23 protein-coding genes and 2 pseudogenes are annotated in these 19,114 nt (G+C 41.5%); 18 read left to right on the forward strand and 7 right to left on the reverse strand.

The genetic code is table 11. The features are described from left to right. The 10 genes and pseudogenes from Q0C29_RS03685 to Q0C29_RS03730 form a co-directional block, all read left to right on the forward strand. Window positions 1-250, forward strand: a pseudogene (locus Q0C29_RS03685) (hypothetical protein); the annotation flags it as partial. Window positions 251-322: 72 nt separating this feature from the next. Then, window positions 323-1,165 (forward strand): hypothetical protein, encoded by an 843-nt coding sequence (locus tag Q0C29_RS03690; protein WP_291999309.1) that lies wholly within the window; start codon window positions 323-325, stop codon window positions 1,163-1,165. Between the two features lie 93 nt (window positions 1,166-1,258). Further along, on the forward strand, window positions 1,259-1,549 hold the full coding sequence (locus tag Q0C29_RS03695) for a DUF211 domain-containing protein (RefSeq protein ID WP_291999310.1): 291 nt from the start codon (window positions 1,259-1,261) through the stop codon (window positions 1,547-1,549). Window positions 1,550-1,555: 6 nt separating this feature from the next. Beyond that, a complete protein-coding gene (locus tag Q0C29_RS03700; RefSeq protein ID WP_291999311.1) occupies window positions 1,556-2,041 on the forward strand; it encodes a hypothetical protein in 486 nt (161 codons plus the stop codon). A gap of 44 nt (window positions 2,042-2,085) precedes the next feature. Next, window positions 2,086-2,382, forward strand: coding sequence for a V-type ATP synthase subunit F (locus tag Q0C29_RS03705; RefSeq protein ID WP_291999312.1), 297 nt, complete (start codon window positions 2,086-2,088; stop codon window positions 2,380-2,382). Between the two features lie 269 nt (window positions 2,383-2,651). Continuing rightward, window positions 2,652-3,251 (forward strand): V-type ATP synthase subunit E, encoded by a 600-nt coding sequence (locus Q0C29_RS03710; protein ID WP_291999313.1) that lies wholly within the window; start codon window positions 2,652-2,654, stop codon window positions 3,249-3,251. Continuing rightward, window positions 3,248-5,035, forward strand: coding sequence for a V-type ATP synthase subunit A (locus Q0C29_RS03715; RefSeq protein WP_291999314.1), 1,788 nt, complete (start codon window positions 3,248-3,250; stop codon window positions 5,033-5,035). Before Q0C29_RS03710 ends, Q0C29_RS03715 begins: the two co-directional genes overlap by 4 nt. 185 nt (window positions 5,036-5,220) lie before the next feature. Next, window positions 5,221-6,240 (forward strand): hypothetical protein, encoded by a 1,020-nt coding sequence (locus Q0C29_RS03720; protein WP_291999315.1) that lies wholly within the window; start codon window positions 5,221-5,223, stop codon window positions 6,238-6,240. Between the two features lie 132 nt (window positions 6,241-6,372). After that, entirely contained in the window at window positions 6,373-6,870 is a 498-nt protein-coding gene (locus Q0C29_RS03725) for an Lrp/AsnC ligand binding domain-containing protein (RefSeq protein WP_291999316.1), read from the forward strand. 101 nt (window positions 6,871-6,971) lie between these two features. Beyond that, on the forward strand, window positions 6,972-7,226 hold the full coding sequence (locus tag Q0C29_RS03730) for a hypothetical protein (protein ID WP_291999317.1): 255 nt from the start codon (window positions 6,972-6,974) through the stop codon (window positions 7,224-7,226). A 14-nt stretch (window positions 7,227-7,240) separates the two neighbouring features. Here Q0C29_RS03730 and Q0C29_RS03735 read toward each other — a convergent pair whose 3' ends face one another. Continuing rightward, complete coding sequence (locus tag Q0C29_RS03735) at window positions 7,241-7,867, reverse strand: superoxide dismutase (protein ID WP_291999318.1); 627 nt, start codon at window positions 7,865-7,867, stop codon at window positions 7,241-7,243. Between the two features lie 161 nt (window positions 7,868-8,028). Between Q0C29_RS03735 and Q0C29_RS03740 the strand changes: the two genes are divergently transcribed. The 5 genes from Q0C29_RS03740 to Q0C29_RS03760 all read left to right on the forward strand — a co-directional run bounded on the left by Q0C29_RS03740 (window position 8,029) and on the right by Q0C29_RS03760 (window position 12,262). Then, entirely contained in the window at window positions 8,029-8,250 is a 222-nt protein-coding gene (locus tag Q0C29_RS03740) for a hypothetical protein (protein WP_291999319.1), read from the forward strand. Between the two features lie 129 nt (window positions 8,251-8,379). Further along, window positions 8,380-8,616 carry an Lrp/AsnC ligand binding domain-containing protein gene (locus Q0C29_RS03745; protein WP_291999320.1) on the forward strand — a complete coding sequence of 79 codons (237 nt, stop codon included), beginning with the start codon at window positions 8,380-8,382 and terminating at the stop codon, window positions 8,614-8,616. 125 nt (window positions 8,617-8,741) lie between these two features. Next, window positions 8,742-8,885 (forward strand): hypothetical protein, encoded by a 144-nt coding sequence (locus Q0C29_RS03750; RefSeq protein WP_291999321.1) that lies wholly within the window; start codon window positions 8,742-8,744, stop codon window positions 8,883-8,885. A gap of 182 nt (window positions 8,886-9,067) precedes the next feature. Continuing rightward, window positions 9,068-10,840: a molybdopterin-dependent oxidoreductase gene (locus tag Q0C29_RS03755; protein WP_291999322.1), complete on the forward strand. Its 1,773-nt coding sequence runs from the start codon at window positions 9,068-9,070 to the stop codon at window positions 10,838-10,840. 144 nt (window positions 10,841-10,984) lie between these two features. Beyond that, a complete protein-coding gene (locus tag Q0C29_RS03760) occupies window positions 10,985-12,262 on the forward strand; it encodes a hypothetical protein (protein ID WP_291999323.1) in 1,278 nt (425 codons plus the stop codon). Between the two features lie 124 nt (window positions 12,263-12,386). Here Q0C29_RS03760 and trxB read toward each other — a convergent pair whose 3' ends face one another. From trxB to Q0C29_RS03780, 4 genes are all read right to left on the reverse strand, one after another. Further along, the gene (gene trxB, locus Q0C29_RS03765; RefSeq protein ID WP_367173619.1) at window positions 12,387-13,388 is read right to left on the reverse strand and encodes a thioredoxin-disulfide reductase; all 1,002 of its coding nucleotides are present in this window, start codon (window positions 13,386-13,388) and stop codon (window positions 12,387-12,389) included. Between the two features lie 135 nt (window positions 13,389-13,523). Next, window positions 13,524-14,153 carry a V-type ATP synthase subunit D gene (locus Q0C29_RS03770; protein WP_291999325.1) on the reverse strand — a complete coding sequence of 210 codons (630 nt, stop codon included), beginning with the start codon at window positions 14,151-14,153 and terminating at the stop codon, window positions 13,524-13,526. A gap of 39 nt (window positions 14,154-14,192) precedes the next feature. Further along, complete coding sequence (locus tag Q0C29_RS03775) at window positions 14,193-15,080, reverse strand: NAD(P)-dependent oxidoreductase (protein WP_367173620.1); 888 nt, start codon at window positions 15,078-15,080, stop codon at window positions 14,193-14,195. Window positions 15,081-15,260: 180 nt separating this feature from the next. Beyond that, the gene (locus Q0C29_RS03780; RefSeq protein WP_291999327.1) at window positions 15,261-15,626 is read right to left on the reverse strand and encodes a 4Fe-4S binding protein; all 366 of its coding nucleotides are present in this window, start codon (window positions 15,624-15,626) and stop codon (window positions 15,261-15,263) included. Between the two features lie 295 nt (window positions 15,627-15,921). On the opposite strand from Q0C29_RS03780, the gene Q0C29_RS03785 reads away from it, so the two are divergent. After that, window positions 15,922-16,758, forward strand: coding sequence for a DMT family transporter (locus Q0C29_RS03785; RefSeq protein ID WP_291999328.1), 837 nt, complete (start codon window positions 15,922-15,924; stop codon window positions 16,756-16,758). 27 nt (window positions 16,759-16,785) lie between these two features. Here the strand turns inward: Q0C29_RS03785 and Q0C29_RS03790 are convergent, their stop codons facing one another. Together Q0C29_RS03790 and Q0C29_RS03795 are read right to left on the reverse strand one after the other, a co-directional pair. Next, on the reverse strand, window positions 16,786-17,142 hold the full coding sequence (locus tag Q0C29_RS03790) for a hypothetical protein (protein ID WP_291999329.1): 357 nt from the start codon (window positions 17,140-17,142) through the stop codon (window positions 16,786-16,788). 332 nt (window positions 17,143-17,474) lie between these two features. After that, window positions 17,475-17,768, reverse strand: a complete 294-nt coding sequence (locus Q0C29_RS03795) for a PaREP1 family protein (protein ID WP_367173618.1) — start codon at window positions 17,766-17,768, stop codon at window positions 17,475-17,477. A gap of 113 nt (window positions 17,769-17,881) precedes the next feature. Between Q0C29_RS03795 and Q0C29_RS03800 the strand changes: the two genes are divergently transcribed. Continuing rightward, window positions 17,882-18,451, forward strand: coding sequence for a hypothetical protein (locus tag Q0C29_RS03800; protein WP_291999330.1), 570 nt, complete (start codon window positions 17,882-17,884; stop codon window positions 18,449-18,451). A 137-nt stretch (window positions 18,452-18,588) separates the two neighbouring features. Further along, a pseudogene (locus tag Q0C29_RS03805) lies at window positions 18,589-19,114 on the forward strand (hypothetical protein); the annotation flags it as partial.

A 19,114-nucleotide genomic window follows, 5' to 3' on the forward strand; every position in this document is an offset into this window, starting at 1 on the left:
TAATGGGCTGAAGACCCAGCCCGTGGTCTACCGCTGGACGAGCAGAGCGGGGTGGACCCGCAATGAAGCAATGAGGATGAAGGCGGTAAACCACAAACCAATAAACCACCCCCCGAGGAAACCCCCACCCTCCAGGACAGGGAGGAGGTCAGACGTAACAACAGTATGCTTACTAATTAACAATGGTTCAACCATGTTAATATTAACTACACTCATCCTTCTTCGAATTTACTACGAATACTTTACTTAAAGTAAAGTAATCAACCTTGCGTTTAATGTCATAGTAAGGTTTATTAGTTTCTTTAATCATTTTGCTAACGGGATGAGCCTTAGCCCTGAGGAGAAGAGGAGGTTTTTGAAAGCTTTAGATGAGGATGAGGAGTTTAGGTTGGCTGTGGTTGGTTTACTTAGTATTACTGATGTTAAGTCTTCTCTTGATAAGCTTATTGAAGTTACCAGTAGGTTAGTTGCAATTACTGAGGGTATTGTTAATGGTTTAGGTGATTTAACAAAGGACGTTAAGGAATTGAAGGAAATCAATCAAAGATATGAAGAGGAATTAAAGGCATTAAGGGAAGAAAACAATAAGATTTGGCTTGAGATTAAGGCACTGCGTGAGGGTCAGGAGAAGCTATGGCAGGAGGTTAAGGCGCTGAGGGAGAATCAGGAAAAGCTCTGGGAAGCCGTAAAGCATCTACAGGAAGGACAAAACAAACTATGGAAAGAAAATAATAAAATATGGAAGGAGATAAGGAGAATGAGGAGAGATATTGATGATATTAAGAGGACTCTAGATAACTTAACCTCATCAATTGAAGAGGAGGCTAATGATGTAGTGACGCATCTGCTTAAGGATAAGGGTATTGAATTAAAGACTGATAGGATTACCCTTAACTCTAGATTTGAGTTTGATGTTTACGGTACTAATGGTCAAGTAACAATTATTGGTGAAGCAAAGACTAAGATTGGGCCTAGGTTAATTGCTAAGATAGATGAAAGGGTGAATAAGGCAATCAACATGTTTCCAGGCAAATTCCCAGGTAGGGTAGTTAAGTTGGTTTACTGCCTAAGGGCAATGCCTGGTGCTATAGAGGAGGCTGAGAGGAGAGGCATTTGGTTAATTGAAAGCATGAAAGAGAGAACCAGACTCCCCCTTGGATCCTAAGGGGATTATTACTTAGTTTAGTTACTTAATGCTAATTATTGGGTAAGCATGGTATTGGTTTAATAAAATTTATTAACTAAACTCCTGAACTTAATGGGTATTAGTATGGGAGATAAGGGATCATTATTGAGGAGAATTGTGCTCGATGTGGATGCACCCAGTGAACTTGAGATAATTAAGTTGGCAAATGAGTTAGGCAGGATAACTGGTGTCGATGCAGTCTACATTAAGGTTGAGGAAACTGACGTAGGCGTCCTAGGTCTTAAAGTAATCATGGAGGGCTCGCTGGATTTTAATGATGTTAAGAGGGTAATTGAAATTAATGGTGCAGTCATAAGGAGCATTGATGAGGTTTCAGTGGGGGAATATATACTCAAGGGTTAGTGCGCAATGAGACTTAACGTGTACATGGTTCTTGGGGTACTGGATGGTTACTACACTGCAATGATTCTCCAAGATTTAACTAGGGGTGATTTACTTATCCTACTTACCGTAACGGCATTAACCAATGCGGTAACAGGCTTGCTGTCAAGCTATGTTATGAACACGTCGTATTTAAGGAATATTGAGAAGAGGTTGCTAGTCAGGAGGGGTTACTTAATGGGTTCAGCATTACATAAGAGCCTGGTCCTAAACTCAATCCTAGATACACTCTACTGGGTTACGGCATCGTTAGCTGGTTCCCTAACGTCACTTGCTATTAAGTACGCCTGCATCATGCTAACTGGACCATTTTCAGTATTACTTTACCTACCGCCACCTTTATTATTCATGTATGCCTTATCTAGGATTGTTGACTCAAGGTATGCACCGTTAGCTGTATTAACCGTGGTATTAACATTAATGGTTTACTACGTATCAGTAGGCATCACGTAGTCGCATGGGATTAAGCATTAATAGGGGAGTTAGGGAACTGGGCTATGAGAGTTATAGTACTTGGTGATGAGGATACTGTTAACGCGTTTAGATTAATTGGATTCGAGGGCTACGTGGTGGACTCTAGGTCACTTGTACCTAGAATTAAGGAATTATTAGGCATGGATGATGTTGCAGCAATCCTTGTTACGAGTAGTGTAAGTAGTGAAGCTGGTCAAGAATTCATTAATCTTAGGACAAGGATTAGGAAACCCCTTATACTTGAAGTACCCGCCTTAAGTAACACTGAACATAGGGAAGTTAACTACATGGCTATACTCAGGTCCGTGCTTGGTGTTTAAGACCTTTAATAACACGGTAAGTAAACGCTCATTACTCCTCTAAAGACTACCATTGAGTTAGCATCACCACTCAGAATCCTCCATTAAGCTGGACGTAGTTAATAGTACATTTAGGCTCACTACGTATCAACTAGGGTGGGGGGAAAGGGATTTCAAAACCTCAGTGGGGTTGTAAAGGTGTAGTGGAGTTTTACAAAAATCTAATAATCATGTCCATAGATATGCCTGCATATGCTTAAAAACCTAGTAACCCCTTACCACTGTTGAGTATGTCCGAGCAGTTGATTAGATTAATAAATAGCGTGATGGATAAGGTTAAGGCAGACTCCGAGGAGTGGATTAGTAACCTTAGTTTAAAATATGAGGCTGAGTTAATGAGCGTCATTGAGGATGAGATTAGGAAGCATAGTAATGAACTTGAGGAGGTGGATAGACAAACAATGTTGAATAGGGAGTATAAACTTTACGATGCTTCAATGAGCGTTAAGGCGGAGTACCTAGCCCTAATTGATGAGTTAACCCGCGACGTAATTAGTAAGGTTAAGGAGCGTATAAACAATGAGAGGGATAGTGAAGCGTACAGTAAATTAATTACGACACTCCTTAATCAGGCTGTTGAGGTGACTCAATCCAGGGAATTAGTGGTAACTTGTTCACCAAGGGACAAGCAGCTAATTTCATCATTAGCGGCTAAGATGGGGATTAGCGTGGAGTTTAAGAATGGGGATGAGGGGATGTTGGGTTTAATAGCCTCCACTAAGGATGGATCGGTAACATATGAGGCAACCATTGATGATGTGTTAAACCGCATGATAGACTCCATAAGGAGTATAATTAAAGATGTGGCTAATGAGGTGGTTAAGCAATGATGAGCAGTCAAGGCACTGGCAGGATACTTGTAGTTAATGGTCCAGTAATAAAGGCCGAATTACCTGGAGCTAAGCTTTATGAATTAGTATTCGTAGGTGAATTGGGGTTATTTGGGGAGGTGGTTAGGGTTCAGGGTGATGACGCGTTCATACAGGTCTATGAGGATACTACTGGGATAAAGCCAGGTGAACCGGTGGTTAGGACTGGTGAAATGCTTAGTGCCTGGCTTGGACCTGGAATAATAGGCCAGGTTTACGATGGTGTTCAAAGGCCTCTAAAGGTTATTTTTGATCAAACAAATAAACCATTCATAGCAAGGGGGATTAACTACGATAAGGCGCCGCCACTTGACTTTAACAGGAAGTGGAGGTGGATACCTAGGGTTAAGGTTGGTGATAAGGTTAATGTGGGGGAAGTCCTCGGCATAGTACCTGAAACCCAGTTAATAGAGCATAGGATACTGTACCCACCCTTATATAAGCCCGGTGTTGTTAAGTACATTGCCCCTGAGGGTGACTATACGCTTAATGATGATGTTGCTGAGGTGGAGACTAACGATGGCTTAATTAAGGTTAAGATGTGGCATAAGTGGCCTGTTAGGAGACCAAGGCCCTTCCAGGAAAAGCTGCCTCCAAGTGACCCATTGATAACTGGAATAAGGGTTATTGATACAGTGTTCCCAATAGCCAAGGGTGGTGCAGCCTCAATACCAGGTCCATTTGGTTCAGGTAAGACTGTGACAATTAGGTCACTCATGCTTTACGCAATGACACAGTACAGTGTCCCAGTCCTATGTGGTGAGAGAGGTAATGAGGCTGCTGATGCATTGCAGGGATTACTTAAGTTATCTGACCCAGCCACTGGGCGTCCATTACTTGAGAGGGAAACCATAATAGTTAATACGTCTAACATGCCTGTTGCCGCTAGGGAGGCAAGCATATACATGGGTGCTACGATAGCCGAGTACTTCAGGGACCAGGGCTACGATGTACTCTTAATGGCGGATTCCACAAGCCGTTGGGCTGAGGCAATGCGTGAGGTAGCATTGAGGATTGGTGAGATGCCGAGTGAAGAGGGTTTCCCAGCCTACTTACCCACTAGGCTTGCTGAGTTCTATGAGAGGGCTGGTAAGGTTAAGCTACTTAACGGTGGCTTAGGTTCATTAACCATAGCAGCCTCAGTGAGCCCACCAGGCGGTGACTTCACTGAACCGGTGACTAGCCACACGTTAAGGTTCATTGGAGCCTTCTGGCCCCTTGACGCTAGGCTAGCCTACTCTAGGCATTACCCAGCCATTAATTGGCTTCAAGGCTTCAGTAGGTATGTGGACTCAGTGGCTTCTTGGTACGGTAAGGCGGTGGGTGAGGATTGGGTTGAGTTAAGGAGGATTGCAATAGAAGTATTGACTAGGGAGGCTGAGTTGGCTGAGATAGTTAGGATACTTGGAAGTGAGGCTTTGAGTGAGCAGGAGAAGCATGTGCTTAACGTTGCATCAATGATACGTGAAGGCTTCCTTAAACAGGACGCATTTAACCCAGTGGATACGCCATCAGCGCCGGAAAAACAGTATTGGCTACTTAGATTAATGATAACCTACTATAGGGTTGGCTCAGAGGCAATTAACTCTGGCGTGCCGGCTAATGCTATTAGGGAATTGGACTCAGTGAGGAGGCTTATTAGGCTTAAGATGGAGGTTAAGAGCAGTGACTACAAGGTCCTGGCCGATTACGAAAAGAAACTGGTTGACGATATAAGGGGGCTCGTAGCCAAGTTCAGTAAGTAACACTAATGTAATGAGATTATTGAGTACGGTTAAAATTCTCACATTCGTAATTTATCGCAGTGGTAGTATAATTTCGTTAAACCTCAGTCTGGGGCATGGCCTACTCACCGCATCATTATCAGGAGTGTTCATCACTTAGGCTAATTTAGGTAATTCTTAATAAAGTTTAACCTAGTGATGAATCAATGCTAGGCTATGCAACAGATAAGTTAACGCCAGTCTCATACAGTAGGCTGTTTAAGTACCAGGTTAGGGTGTCTCAGGCAATATTAATAGTCTCACTGATTCTTCTAACCATTGGACCAGCCCTATCAGTAAACCTCACTGAGATTCACGGTAGAGTAATGGTTAGTGGCCTAGTCTTATTTTACTTAAGCGTAATGTATAGTCAACACCCTGGGTTCACTAGGCTAATGCCATCACGCTCAGTTTCATTAATTATGGGGATCCTAGCCGTATCCTGGTCCTTGACCTATGTACTTAATCAATGGGTTTGGAGAATACTACTGGTGGCTTGGGTTGTATTATATGTTTTAATATTCATTGAGAGGGGGATTGGTAAAATACCATTGTTTTACCCAAACATATTCACAGTGATTGGCTTGATATCCTCCTTAACAGTCATAGTGACGAATAATCCCCTATCCCTCATAGGGTTCCCCCTATCATCATTAACTAGCCTGATGAGGAGGGTTGAGGATAGGCGTAGGCCAAGTTACCTAGATGCAGCCTTCTTCACAATGCCGGTTTTAATGTACTTCATTAACCACCCCTACTCGGTTACACTGCTTATACTCTTTGAGTTACTGGCGCTTGGAATACCATTATCACTACCTAAGCGGGTTGGTCTTGCTGTGGCGTACCCAGTGGGGGCGGTACTAGGTAGGTTTGGGCTAGCAGTATCATTGGCGGTCTCAGTATACGCTTCATCACTTAGCGCACTGCACATGGTGTTATTGGGTTACGTTGCAGTAATGATGTCTTCATTATGCATCCCCATGCTTATACCTGGTTACCTCTGGCTGTGGCCTAGGGGGTATGGCCCTGAGATACCAATATTGATTGAGGGGGCGGCATTACTTAGGTTAGCTTACGCGTATGTTGATTCCTGGGTTATTTACGCATCATTAATACTCCTGTACGCTGCTTTTATTGATATATTAATTCACTACGCTGCAGGTAGGAGGATTAATGTTGAGATTTAGGGAAAGATTTAAATAGAATAAGGTAGAGTATTCTTAGTTTGGGTTCATTTTTAAACATAATGATTTATTCCTTTAGCATATAGTGTAGATAAACCAATAAGTATATATACCAGTACTGTTTTTAGTTTTTCGATGAGTATGGAGAGCCAGGTTGAGTCTGAGCCAATTGGGAGAGAATTAACGGAGAGGCAGCTTCAAATACTGCAGTTCCTACTGAAAAAAGCCCAACCACTAAGGGTGTACACTGTTTACGCAGATCAGGATCAGATAGCAAGGGAACTAGGCATGACTAGGCAAGCCTTATCAGTGCACTTAAAGAAGCTTAAGGACTTTGGGTTAATAAGGACTGGTAGGGAGTTCGTTGATGTTACGGAGAAGGCACTGAGGGTTCTTAGGATGAGCGGCGCTGAGGCAATAGTCATGGCTAAGGTTGCCCCTAAGTATAGGCAGCAGGTTTACGAGAAGCTTAAGGAAATGCCAATAGAGAAGGCTTACAGGGTTTCAGGGGACTATGACTTAATAATAATAGCCAGGGAAATACACATTAATGATTTACTACGAATAATGAGCCAAATGGAGGGTATTGAGGACACTAGAACATTCATATCACTAGAGGTAATTAAGGAATAGTAAATTACCCCCACTAAGTTAAAAGATTAAAATCATGCTTTGATTCCAAAACACTGAAAATAAAGCTAACCTTTATTAAGTAGGTTCAACATTAAGGTAACGTGAAGTATAACTTAAATAAACCCAGTGATGTAAGGAAGTACCTTAAACACGTATTATCGGTAAGTTCACTAATAATACTTGGACCATTATTAATACTCCTTATTCTACCATTCTTCAAGCGGCTAATGATGGCTATGTACACGTCCACATTGCTCATATTCATACTGGGCTTCTACCTAATCGGCGCAAGCATGGTAATGAAGGCCTCAGAGAAAGGTAGAGTGAATAAAAGAAGGAGGAGGAATTTGTTTTAAGGCTAATGCTTTAATTACTTAAGGTATTTCCTAAGCCTATTTTCTGCTTCTCCCCAGTTGAGTACATTCCATACTGCATCCAGGTAGGCGTTCCTATTATTCTTGTACTGAAGGTAGTAGGCGTGCTCGAACTCATCCACTATTAGAAGAATAGGTAACTCCGCTATGTGTTGATTAAAATGATTCTCGAATGTTGTGAAAACAAGGTTACCTGTCTCAGTATCATAATACAATACTGCCCAACCACTGCCTGGTAATGACCTCATAACCTCATTAAAGAGGCTCCTGAACTTATCATAACTACCAAACTGCTTAACTATTAAGTCACCTAGGTAACCACCTGGTGTTCCACCACCCTTACCTGCTGGTGCCATACTATTCCAGTAAAGCGTGTGAAGCTTATGGCCATTTATGTTGAAAAACAGGTTTCTTAATAACCCCTGTATATCGTAGCTTGTTACCTCATTCCTAATTATCTTCTCCAACCTATCAACTGCTGCATTAGCACCATTAACGTACCCCTTATGGTGCCCATTATAGTGGACATCAATTACTTGACCGCTTATGTGTGGTTCAAGCGCATTCACATTATACGGTAGTGGCGGTAATTCATATCTCTTGAATAGAGTTTGCGTAGCCATACTGGCTAAGTGCTTAAGTCTTTATAAACAATACTCCACTGTTAATTTCAGTATTAAGGCTTAAACTTTAAGTTAATTATAATGGGGTTTAAATCCAAGCCTCCTAATAGGGTAGTGTGAACTGGAATAACCACTTATATTATCCGCTACCTAAAAATCGCTTGACTGGAGTTAATGGTATGGAAACCATTACGTTAATATATGATGATTCAACAATGAGCCTGGTCAAGGAGGTGTTAAGTAAGGGTATTACTAATGTTAAGTTGATTAAGGCTTATGGTGATGAATTACCTACACCAATATTAATAACAGGTAACGTAATGTTAACTGGACTGCAGGCTGTGCAGTATATTAAGGATATTGGGGTAATGAGACGTAGTTAAATTTATTGTACTACTGAGACTTGATTTAAGTTAGAGATGAATTACTACGTGAAACAATATTTGTTAAACACATGTCTAAATGCTTAATTTAACACTAATATTTATAAATTAGTGAACGTAAGGTTAACTATGGCGTTTGAGGTTTTCCTTCTCATCCAGACCAGGGTTGGGAAAGTGTTTGAAGTATCGGAGAAGATAAAGTCAATTAACTGGATTAAGGTAGCTTATTCAGTTACTGGTCCATACGATATCATTGCCCTAGCAGAGGTTGATAGGGTTGATGACCTTGAGAACTTAATAAAAATGATTCATTCAATCGATGGTGTTGAAAGAACATTAACAGCCATGGTCATTAGGAAACATTAACCTAAAACTATAATAATAAGTTATAAATACTACTAAGGATTTATTATAAAATGCACTAGAGCATTCAACACATGTTTGCGTAAAATTTTTTAAACAGCTCCACAGTAATTACTTGGTGAGAAGCGATGGCGGTAGTTAACTTAAGGAGTTACTTGTATTCACCCTGCCTAATTCTGTACCCTAGGCTATGCCTTGGGTATAGGGTTTCTAACTTAACACTGCTCAATACTAAGATCAAGTCGGTTAACATAGCTAGATTAGCAGTGTAAATTATTTGAAGATAATATTTTTGAGTCTTAAGTAAAAATCATTAATTGTCTAAATTATGCAATTTTAAGAATAAGTAAATGATAGCTCTTAACTAAGTATAATACTTAGAATTTATTTTTAGTAATTTTCAAATTTTCACCAAATGCTGGAGCATTTAAAAACACATTTAAGTCGCTTGATAATGGTTATTGCATGTACCAGGGATTGCTATGACACATGCATATTTAATGAGAAGTATGAGCCATTGAAGGTATTTCCAATAAACGGATTCACATGCGCTAGAGGTAGGGCTGATTTAATTAGGAATGAGAGAAATAGAATCACGTCTGCATATGTTGATGGTAGGGAGACTGATGTTAATGATACGATTAAGTATGCGGCTAGGTTGTTAAAGGAGGAATTGAAAAAGAACCCAGCCAAGGTACTACGCACTGACTATGACGGTAATCAAGGCTTATTAACTTGGCATTACCCAGACAGGTTCTTCAATGTAATCAATGCTTCACAGACTGATAGGTCCATATGTTCCTCTGAGGGGCATTCAGCAATTAGTGCTCATTATGGTACTAGCATGGGTGCATTACCTGAGGAATTTCCTAAGTATAATGCAGCAGTATTTTGGGCTTTTCCAGCCAGCATCTCAGCTCCTCACATATGGGTATTATTCGTCAGGAAGTTTAAGGTTTCTATTGACGTAAGGCTCAGTGACGCAGCTAAGAAGTCTGACAAAGCCATTATCATTAGGCCAGGTACTGATGTGTTCCTAGCCCTTGGCGTCATTAAAGTGATTATCGAAGATGGATTAATTGAGGGTAAGGTTAAGCACCTGGAGGAGTTGGCTAAGTATGTTAGTAATTTTTCACTTGAGTACTTATCTAAGGTCAGTGGTGTTTCCATCAATGATATTAGGTGGCTCGCGGAGTTTTACCATGAACGTAAGCCCCTAACCCTAATCGGGTTTGCCCTCGGCAGATCTCTTAATGGCGGTGATGCAATAGGCGTTATATCTATTATTCCAGCTCTCGTGGGTTTAAGGAGGGGTTACTACTATTCGAATTCATTAGGCTGGGGAATAGACTTCGATTACCTAAGGGGCCTCCACATGGCTAAGTCATCCAGGGTAATACCAATGGCTGAATTCGGTGAGTACATCGAACATGGTGAGATTAATGTGGTTTATGTATGGAATGAGAATCCTGTTCTCACATTACCTGGTGGCGATAGGCTTATTGAGGCCGTCAGGGAGGGTAGGGTTAGGCTTATTGTGCATGATCCATACTGGTCAGAGACAGCTAAATTAGCCGATGTAGTTATTCCTGCGCAAACGTTCTTGGAGAAGTACGATGTCGTATATAGTTATTGGCATGATTACTTGGTTTATAATGAACCAATAAGACCCGCCATAGGCATTACTGAGGTTGAGCTAGTAAGATCATTGGCCAAGGAGTTAGGCATTAATCATCCGTTACTCCTCGAGGATCCCTGGAATGCTGTTGATAAGGCAATTAGACCTACTGGCGTTACAATCAGTGAGCTTAGGGAGAGGAAGATAATTAAGATGAGGCCTAGGTACCTACCTGCTGATGAACCTGATGCCTTACCTCTCCCAAATCCAGTGGAGCCAGAACCGTTAAATAGGGATGAAGTCTACTTGGTCTTTGCCTCGCATCCATTATATACGAATACGCAGTTCCGGGAAGTTTACGGTACCCTAGAGCCTATTATCCATACGCACGATTATGAGGGTGTAGTTATCTTGGAGAGCAAGTATGGTAAGGTTAAGGTTAAGGCTGTTAAGGATCCTAATGTACCACCTGGAGTGGGGTTTATTTATAAGAGCAGTCTCATTGACCTTGATGGTAAACCAATAAATAGCATCATTGAGCCCATTAAGGGTAAATACGCAGGTACACCTAAACTCAATGGAATTAAGGTTAGAATCATTAAGACCTAGCCATTATGACTAATTTAGATTATCAATATGCCATGAGTGTGCAGTAACCTAGTTGATTAATGCAATATACTCATCGCATCTACGTATCTTAATAATACTGCATATTGCATAATGCTTATTAAGTAAAGTTAGGATAAATGATTAATGAATAGGGGTAGAAGGCTTTTCCTTAAATTAATTGCATCGCTAACAATAGCCGGATTCGGATACTATGTAGTGAGCAGGGTTATCCCAGGAGCATTAATGAGACCTTATGAAGGTTCTAAATTCATTAAAGTGAATTCCTTTAATCTCTTAGATAACTTAAGTAGCTTTAGTATTTCAGCTAATGGTGGTGTTGTGCTTAATGAAAGGAAATTCGTGTTTCAATTACTACCTGGCTCCAGCGGTGACTACGCCTTACTTGTTGATGACGGTAACGTATATTTACTTTTACCACTGGAATATGGGCAAGTAGGTCCAAATCCAGTAATAAGGCCAAACGTTGATTTAAGTAACATCACAGGGTCATCAACTGTCGGGGACTTTACAGCATTTGGTGGTGGTGTCGTATGTTATGGTAAACCACCAATACCTCCTCCTTGGTCACCATGCGCATGCCCATGCTCTACGTACATTGGCTTATATAATAGAGTTAATGGGGATTTAGGCATATATGGTGTTCCAGGAGGGAGTTGTGATAACGGTAATTTCACATTTGCCGTCAATGGAGTTAGTAATGATATTTTAATATTTGGTGGCGGTAATTATCCAGCCCAATCATGTGAATGCGGTCAATGGTGTGTTACCCATAGGAGTGGGGTAACTTCAATTATTAACAATAGTAATGGCTTAACTTTTGCTGGCTTCATAAACATTGATGTGGTGGATGATCATGGTTTTAAACTATGGAGATACAGAATGCCTGGGATTAGAAGTGGATCAAACATTATTATGCTGGCCCAGCAGGCTAACACAAGCAACCTACTTGTAGAATACGTCGACTTAAGTGAACTGTACAGTAGTATGAGTAATAATCCTAGTGCATTATGTAGTGGTGAACCCTACGTGACTCCTCACTATTACGGTATGGTAGGTAATGATTTCTCACCTGATGCAATACCATCAATATGGATTAGTAATGGTATTCACGTTACCTACCATACCATTGATGGCTACGTTAAGGTATCTGGACTTAATGAAAGCATAAAGTTGGTAAGTGTACCCACTACTCCGTTCATAAAGTTTATTAACGATACGATTTACGTAGCCTACAATTATAATAATGTATTCACAGTTACTGCATTTAACCCATATAATGGTAACAAACTTGGCGAGGCGTCGGTTAATGGTATTGGATTTATTGACCAAAACGGTTATGCGGTAGTCTTTAGTAGTCTAAACATAGGTAGCCTAATACACATATTTAGAGTTACTTCTTGATTCACGGTTTTATCCAGTGGAATATCCCCCATTTCGAGTATTTAAGGCAATTACTTTTCATAACCCATGCCTCAGTACTTACCTTACGTAAAGCGGAAGAACGTCAGTTAAGCTTAAGGCTTCCTTACTTCTCCCTGTTTTGCCCATACTTTGTGAGTATGTAATTGTACGCTGAGTATGCCGCTAATGCACCCTGGGCTGCCGCCGTTATGATTTGCCTAAAGCCCCTTGGCGTTAGGGATACGCAATCCCCTGCGGCGTAAATGCCTTTAACGCTAGTCTCCATCATGTTATTAACATTTATGTAACCATTCTTATCTAAGTCAAGTCCAATAGCCTTAAAGAACTCCACAGGTGGTTCCGCACCTATTTCAATGAAAATCCCATCAATGGGTAATTCCATTGATTCACCTGAGTCCACTCTTTGTATTATAGCTGACTTAAGAACCTTATCACCCTTAAGCTCCTTAACCACAGTGTTCCAAAGTATGGTGATCTTACTGTTTTTAAGTAGTAAATCCTGGTATATGGGCTGGGCCCTAAGGCTATTCCTCCTATGTATTAGGTAAACCTTAGTGGCGTACTCGGTTAGTAATAATGCTGATGAAGCTGCTGAGTCACCTCCCCCAACAACGGCAACAACCTTATTCTTAAATAATGGGGCATCACAGGGAGCACAGTAGCTTACCCCCTTACCATTGTACTTATCCTCACCTGGCACATTCAACTTCCTCCTCTTCTCACCCACTGCAATTATCACAGTCCTGGATATGAATTCATCACCTGATACAGTAGTTACCTTGAATAAGTCACCATTAGCAGTAACCTTCTCCACTGAGTCAATTAACACTGGTACATTATAGTACCTTACGTGTTCCTCAAACTTATTAACTAGGTCGGGTCCAGTTATCCTAACGTAGCCTAAGTAATCCTCAACCCAACCAGCCTTACCAACCTGCCCACCCACCTCTTCCGTTATTATAACCGCACTTAAACCGAACCTGGCTGCGTATATTGCCGCATTAAGGCCAGCTGGCCCACCACCTATTATCACTACGTCAAGTACCTTACCCTTAAGCTTCTCCGCAACCTCACCAGATAATTCTAGTCCAGTTGTGTTTAACATTGTTGAAGTTAGTAAACCTCCCGATGACATGACCACTCCAAGTAATGCGCAATTTATAAACCATTCCTCACGTGTAGCCTTACGCTAACGCCTTCATGTCTCCCATCAGTGCAGTAATTTAATGGTGAAGCGTCCTCATTCAGTACCAATTATTCTATTTATTATGACCCTCCTCACGAAGTCCTCCCTCTCCATTTCATCAAGGGCAAGCCTTATGAAGGTCACTGAGTCCCTTATCCTAGGTAGTATAACGTTATCTATTGCGTTTATCATTCTTTGATACTCCCTAACCCTGTATAGGAGCGTGTAGAATATGTTCTCCAGGTTAACGTACTCCATGAGCATAGGCAGTATTGACACTAGGCTGGTTAATGATGCGTCTAGTTCAGTGGGTACACTATACATGCTGTATGTTGGTCCACCAAAACCCTTAACGTTAAGTATGCCGAACTTTAACCCACCTATGACCCTATCCTCAACATAACCATCAACCCTAACCTTAGTTGACGATGCCATTGCACTTAATGCAACCGCACCAACCCTATTCTTAGCTATTTGGTAAAGTTCAGCAACCTTATTAATTTCCCCATACGAAGTCTTCCTCCTCTCCTCTAATGTCGGTACAAGTGCCCTCAGTCTCTGTAACGTGGCATTCCTAGCATCCTCCACAGTCTTCCTAATCCTCCTATACAATGTCTCCTGAGTCCTCAGTCTAATCAGCATTAGCCTGGATGGCGTCGGCCTTTGAAGAGCCGAAATCGACATAACTACCCACTAATACTTAACTTGAAGCGTATTAAAGCTTTAATCCACGTTGCGTTGGGACTTAGTTAAGTTATCGTAGAGCTTAATTAATGCCTGCGTCCCCTCCTCCCCAAGTCCAAGAGCCACTAGGGCATTGTATAATTGAAGAAGCATACTGACGCCTGGCATAGGTACATTTAACCTGGTGGCTAAGTCAACCACATACTTTAAATCCTTCCTCAGGTGGGAGGCCTTAAAGCCTGGTTTAAAGTCCCCTGAAAGGACCCTGGGCATTAATTGCCTTATAACCTCTGAATTACCCATACCACTCATTAAGACCTGTTGAACCTTACTAATGTCAGCCCCAGCCCTCTTAGCTAACGTGAGGGCCTCAACCATAGCTAAGGTATTTAAACCAACAACAACCTGGTTGATAAGCTTCAGGAGTTGGCCGGATCCCACGTCTCCTGCATGTATTATAACCTTACCCATTGCCTCGAAAATAGGCTTAACCTTCTCGAATGCTTCACGATTCCCCCCAACCATTATGGTTAATGTCCCTTCCCTAGCACCCTTATCCCCACCTGTAACTGGTGCATCTAGGAATTCAATACCTAACTCCATTAACCTCCTGTGGAATTCCATTGAGTAGTCGGGTGAGTTAGTACTCATGTCAACAACAATAAGACCCTCATGCCTCCCCTCCACAACCCCATTCTTCCCAAATAATACCTGTTCCAGGTCCGGTGCATCAGTCACCATGCATATAACTACGCTAGACCTCTCCGCAACCTCCCTTGGTGATGATGCAACCGGAACATTAAGCCTAGCGAATGGTTCAGTCTTACTGCGGGTTCTATTATACACTATTAGTGGGAATCCAGCTCTATGAATGTTCATGGCCATTGGTGCACCCATGGTTCCCAAACCTATGAAGCCAACCCTAATACTCATATTATTAATGGGCATTACCGCGTTTTAAGCATTGCACTTAATAATTCATCTAAACCCAGATCCAATAATTAAGGTGAGGTAGTAATTGAAACTAACCTAAATGAAACTGCAGTTGGATGCTCAGTATTGAAAATAATGTAGAGGTTTTAATATACGCTTAAGGTTGAAGGAGAGTTAGGAGGATTGGCGAGCTGGTTTTCCTGTTATTCCGTATTTCTTCGCCCATTCTTCGAATACCTTCTGTTCTTCTGGGGTTAATTCCCTACTGAACCTGTACCAATTGTCCTTGGGTCTGGCTGTTTCAGGGGATTCTGGGGTTTTCCAAATGCAGTTAACTGGGCATACTGGTATGCAGGAGAAGTCATCAATACACCAATCCCAAATAAGCCTAGCCTTACCATTCTCATCAAGCTCCCAGGCATTAGTTGGGCAAACACTGACGCAGGCGCCGCAGCCTATGCATATGTCCTGATCATCAATAACCCTCACATATTTCCTCAAACCCTCCGGAGTCGTAGGTATCTCACTACGCCTAGACATAAAACCACCAGTGAGGCTAGTTCACTGAATTATTTAATTCTTTCCATAGAGACTGTTTACATTAATTTACAATTAAAGTCCACATACTGTTTAATGATTAAGTTAACTTCAGTATGATGCCAAGAACAATACCATCTAGGTAAGGTGCTTTAATTGTGATTAAAAACTAAGGTAAGTAAACTTTTAAAGTTAAGGTAGACGCAATGCCTACTATGGTCAATCTAGGGCCCATTATTAGATGGGGGATTAAGCATAGGTTAATGCTTTAAGGCACCTAATACCCTCCTTAACCTTAATGTTAATAATTGATACTGCTCCAGCATTATCAACAGCCTTCATCTGGGCGTGGGCGTCGGTTACATATAAGGATTACATGAGGAGGTTAAGTCCATTAACCGTCAACTTCCTTAGAATGCTGTATACAACCGCAGCATTAACAATTCCAGTAGTGTTAATTGGCTTGAATATAGGAGCCATATGGGGTTCACTAAGTGGCTTACTCTCCCTGGCTGTGGGTGACTCAATGTACCTAATGGCGATTAACTACTCAGGGGTCTCGGTGGCTGCACCAATATCATACTCCTACATACCCCTGTCAGTACTGATGGCTACCCTATTGGGCGAACCATTGACTATATTTAAGGTTACTTCAGGACTAATGATAATGCTTGGCGTATACCTATTATCCAGGGAGAGGACTAGGGTAACATTAAAGGGCGTTACCCTAGCCCTTGGTACTGCCGTAGCTTGGGCCGTTGGGCAAACTATGATAAAGGTAGCTGACGTTAATGGCCTAAACCCAGTATCTGTAGCCTTCGTAAGGGTTGCTACAGCAGGCCTAGTACTACTGATGGTGAACCATGTAATTCATAATGACTTAACCACCGCCATTAAGACAACATTATACACACGCCTACCTCTGGTTGCAATACTGGACTTGGGCATTGGAGTAGCATTATTCGCATACTCAGTGGACTTAATAGGCCTTGGCTTCACGGTCATAGTAACGGGATGCATGCCATTAGTAGCTCAATTAATGGCTAAGTTTATGAGCGGAGAGAAGCTCACTGCATCAAAGCTAATGGGTGCCGTAATCATAGTGTTAGCAATAGCAACCGCGTTCATACAATAGAATGATCTTAAACCTAGGGAGGCGAGCTCAAATGAAGTGAATAGTAATGGTAAGTATTATAGCGGCTTCAATAAGCTCGTAAATACCATAGTACATTAATGTTAACTTACTCGCATATATCCCTAAGTAACCCTTAAAGTAGGCGTATACACCAATTAAGTGAATAACCAGCATTAATACGATTAATGAAGTTAACCACGTTGGCAGAACACTTAACGCCAGTGAACTAACCAACACGTAGTATAGAACCTCAAACACTGAAACATAAACCCCCACCCCCCTAGGGATAATTAAGCCCCTAAACCCTAGGTATGAGCCAGCGGCATGAATAACCAGCATTACCACTGAACTAGGCAATATTATTAGGGATGCAGGTATACTCACTTGGGGACAACTCATTAAGCTAAATATGCCTTACCCATGATACCTGAAGCTTAATCCTTAAATGTAAGGTCACGTAACCCTTAAGGGCAACGAACCCTCCTACTCCATGAGTGACTTTAATGCACTCTAGGTAAGTTACCATGATGAGGTACATAAGCATAGGCTTGGATTAACCAATGACTACTGTGTAATGGAAGCCATTACCCTACCTATACTTCACTGCGCGATTCCGTAATACTCACCATTCCCCTTAACCTATTCACTAGGTTAAGAACTGCTTCCCTATGTAGTTCACTAAAATTAACTTATCACTAGTCTATTTATATAATTCCTCAAATATCATAATCCCTATGACTATAATACTCCCAACCCCTTGACTCAGCCATGGCATTAAGCAAAGCAGTCACCGCACCCCAGTACTGCTCACCAGCCTGAACTAAATCACCCTTACTGTAAAATTCCTCAGCGGACTTAAGGTAATGCTCATGAAGACTCAAGTAAAGCTTAACTCTATGAGGCGGATCAAGTCTCTCAGCAATTAAATCAATAATAAAAGCCTCAGCATCCTTACCACCAGCCAATTCCCTTAATAAATTAACCAATTGAGGCGAAAGTGTTAATGACATACCTAGTAAATAACTGTACACTTACTTAAAAGTGTTCCTTATATTTAATATCTTTCAATTCTTTTTTAGGTTCTGCTGTGGGTTTTTAAGTTTTGTTTTGTGGGTTTTGGTGGGTGCTTCTTCGAAACTGGGACTGGCTTAACGTTAACTACACTTACACTGTAACCCCACTCATAATCGGTATTACAACCATTAACCCAAGCCTACCAATACCCATAAAATGCGGTAACGCCACCTGCGGAGCCTACCTTGGCTTAAAAGCCTCAGGCACAGGCTACGGTTACGTTAACGCCTATGTTACCAGCCCCACTAGCGTGTGGCTTTGGGGCAGTGGCTTCAGTGTGAGTAGCGGGTTTATCGTGATTGGTAATAGGACTTACAGGGTCTGTAACTATACTGTGGGTGAATCCCACTTATTCAAGATTGTTAATATTCAAGGTGAATTAAGCCTACTAAGCCAGTTAAGCGTTCTCGGCGTGAAGATGATTCTGCCTAATGCCACGGGCATTGGTTATAGGCAATTATGGGTTAGTATTCAACCATGCGTCACAGTGAATGGGGTAATCAAGTGCTTTAACTGCCTGGTTAAGCTTTACGGTGTGCCTAGTAATGTTTGGCTTGGTTCAACGCCATTAGCCTACGGTAATTGGCTTAGCCTAATGATCCTTAATTATGATGCTTAACCCAACTAAGGCAATTAACCTAATCCTACTATTCACCCTCTTCACCAATCACCAGCATCATTGCTTGGATCAGCCTTGAAGACATTATTAATTACTTCACCGGATTATTTAAATAGAATTAAGTGGAGTAATGGTTAATGGAGGAGAAGTGGGTGGTGACCAGTGTAATAGTAGGAGTGGTGGTGGGGTTAATTGTAGGCTTAACAATACCAATACACACCACGACCACGGTAATAATAAGTAGTCTAGTTACCACAGTAACGGTAAACCACACCATAACTGCAACCACTGTGGTGAATCATACTGTAACAATTCAGGTAGTTACCACGGTTACTGTGGTTAATAACTCGGGTACTCAAGTTAGTCAGTTATTACCACCTAACGGCTACATTTACATTATTGGTGCCTACCCTAATGTCCCCATCATTGTGAAGGATGTTGCTTATGGTTTACCCATCAGTGGCCTGAGGGGTAATGAGAGTATTGGTTCATTGAATAATAGCATTATCACCACTATCCTCAGCTTCATTAGGAGTAATAGTAACTTAATAATAACTTACGGTAATCCTAAGGCTTCTGTTTGGCTTCTTGAGTTTCTTGATCCTGTTTGCCCTTATTGTTCAATATTTGATGTTTATAATTTTAGTCAGATAGCTCCATTGA

It is taken from the genome of Caldivirga sp., assembly GCF_023256255.1.
Taxonomy (GTDB): domain Archaea; phylum Thermoproteota; class Thermoprotei; order Thermoproteales; family Thermocladiaceae; genus Caldivirga.

Excerpts from the sequence above, each read along its gene's own strand:
- Q0C29_RS03690 (WP_291999309.1), top strand. The coding sequence starts at position 323 with ATGAGCCTTAGCCCTGAGGAGAAGAGGAGGTTTTTGAAAGCTTTAGAT.
- Q0C29_RS03695 (WP_291999310.1), top strand. The coding sequence starts at position 1,259 with ATGGGTATTAGTATGGGAGATAAGGGATCATTATTGAGGAGAATTGTG.
- Q0C29_RS03700 (WP_291999311.1), top strand. The coding sequence starts at position 1,556 with ATGAGACTTAACGTGTACATGGTTCTTGGGGTACTGGATGGTTACTAC.
- Q0C29_RS03705 (WP_291999312.1), top strand. The coding sequence starts at position 2,086 with ATGAGAGTTATAGTACTTGGTGATGAGGATACTGTTAACGCGTTTAGA.
- Q0C29_RS03710 (WP_291999313.1), top strand. The coding sequence starts at position 2,652 with ATGTCCGAGCAGTTGATTAGATTAATAAATAGCGTGATGGATAAGGTT.
- Q0C29_RS03715 (WP_291999314.1), top strand. The coding sequence starts at position 3,248 with ATGATGAGCAGTCAAGGCACTGGCAGGATACTTGTAGTTAATGGTCCA.
- Q0C29_RS03720 (WP_291999315.1), top strand. The coding sequence starts at position 5,221 with ATGCTAGGCTATGCAACAGATAAGTTAACGCCAGTCTCATACAGTAGG.
- Q0C29_RS03725 (WP_291999316.1), top strand. The coding sequence starts at position 6,373 with ATGAGTATGGAGAGCCAGGTTGAGTCTGAGCCAATTGGGAGAGAATTA.
- Q0C29_RS03735 (WP_291999318.1), bottom strand. The coding sequence starts at position 7,867 with ATGGCTACGCAAACTCTATTCAAGAGATATGAATTACCGCCACTACCG.
- Q0C29_RS03745 (WP_291999320.1), top strand. The coding sequence starts at position 8,380 with ATGGCGTTTGAGGTTTTCCTTCTCATCCAGACCAGGGTTGGGAAAGTG.
- Q0C29_RS03750 (WP_291999321.1), top strand. The coding sequence starts at position 8,742 with ATGGCGGTAGTTAACTTAAGGAGTTACTTGTATTCACCCTGCCTAATT.
- Q0C29_RS03755 (WP_291999322.1), top strand. The coding sequence starts at position 9,068 with ATGGTTATTGCATGTACCAGGGATTGCTATGACACATGCATATTTAAT.
- Q0C29_RS03760 (WP_291999323.1), top strand. The coding sequence starts at position 10,985 with ATGAATAGGGGTAGAAGGCTTTTCCTTAAATTAATTGCATCGCTAACA.
- trxB (WP_367173619.1), bottom strand. The coding sequence starts at position 13,388 with ATGTTAAACACAACTGGACTAGAATTATCTGGTGAGGTTGCGGAGAAG.
- Q0C29_RS03770 (WP_291999325.1), bottom strand. The coding sequence starts at position 14,153 with ATGTCGATTTCGGCTCTTCAAAGGCCGACGCCATCCAGGCTAATGCTG.
- Q0C29_RS03780 (WP_291999327.1), bottom strand. The coding sequence starts at position 15,626 with ATGTCTAGGCGTAGTGAGATACCTACGACTCCGGAGGGTTTGAGGAAA.
- Q0C29_RS03785 (WP_291999328.1), top strand. The coding sequence starts at position 15,922 with ATGTTAATAATTGATACTGCTCCAGCATTATCAACAGCCTTCATCTGG.
- Q0C29_RS03795 (WP_367173618.1), bottom strand. The coding sequence starts at position 17,768 with ATGTCATTAACACTTTCGCCTCAATTGGTTAATTTATTAAGGGAATTG.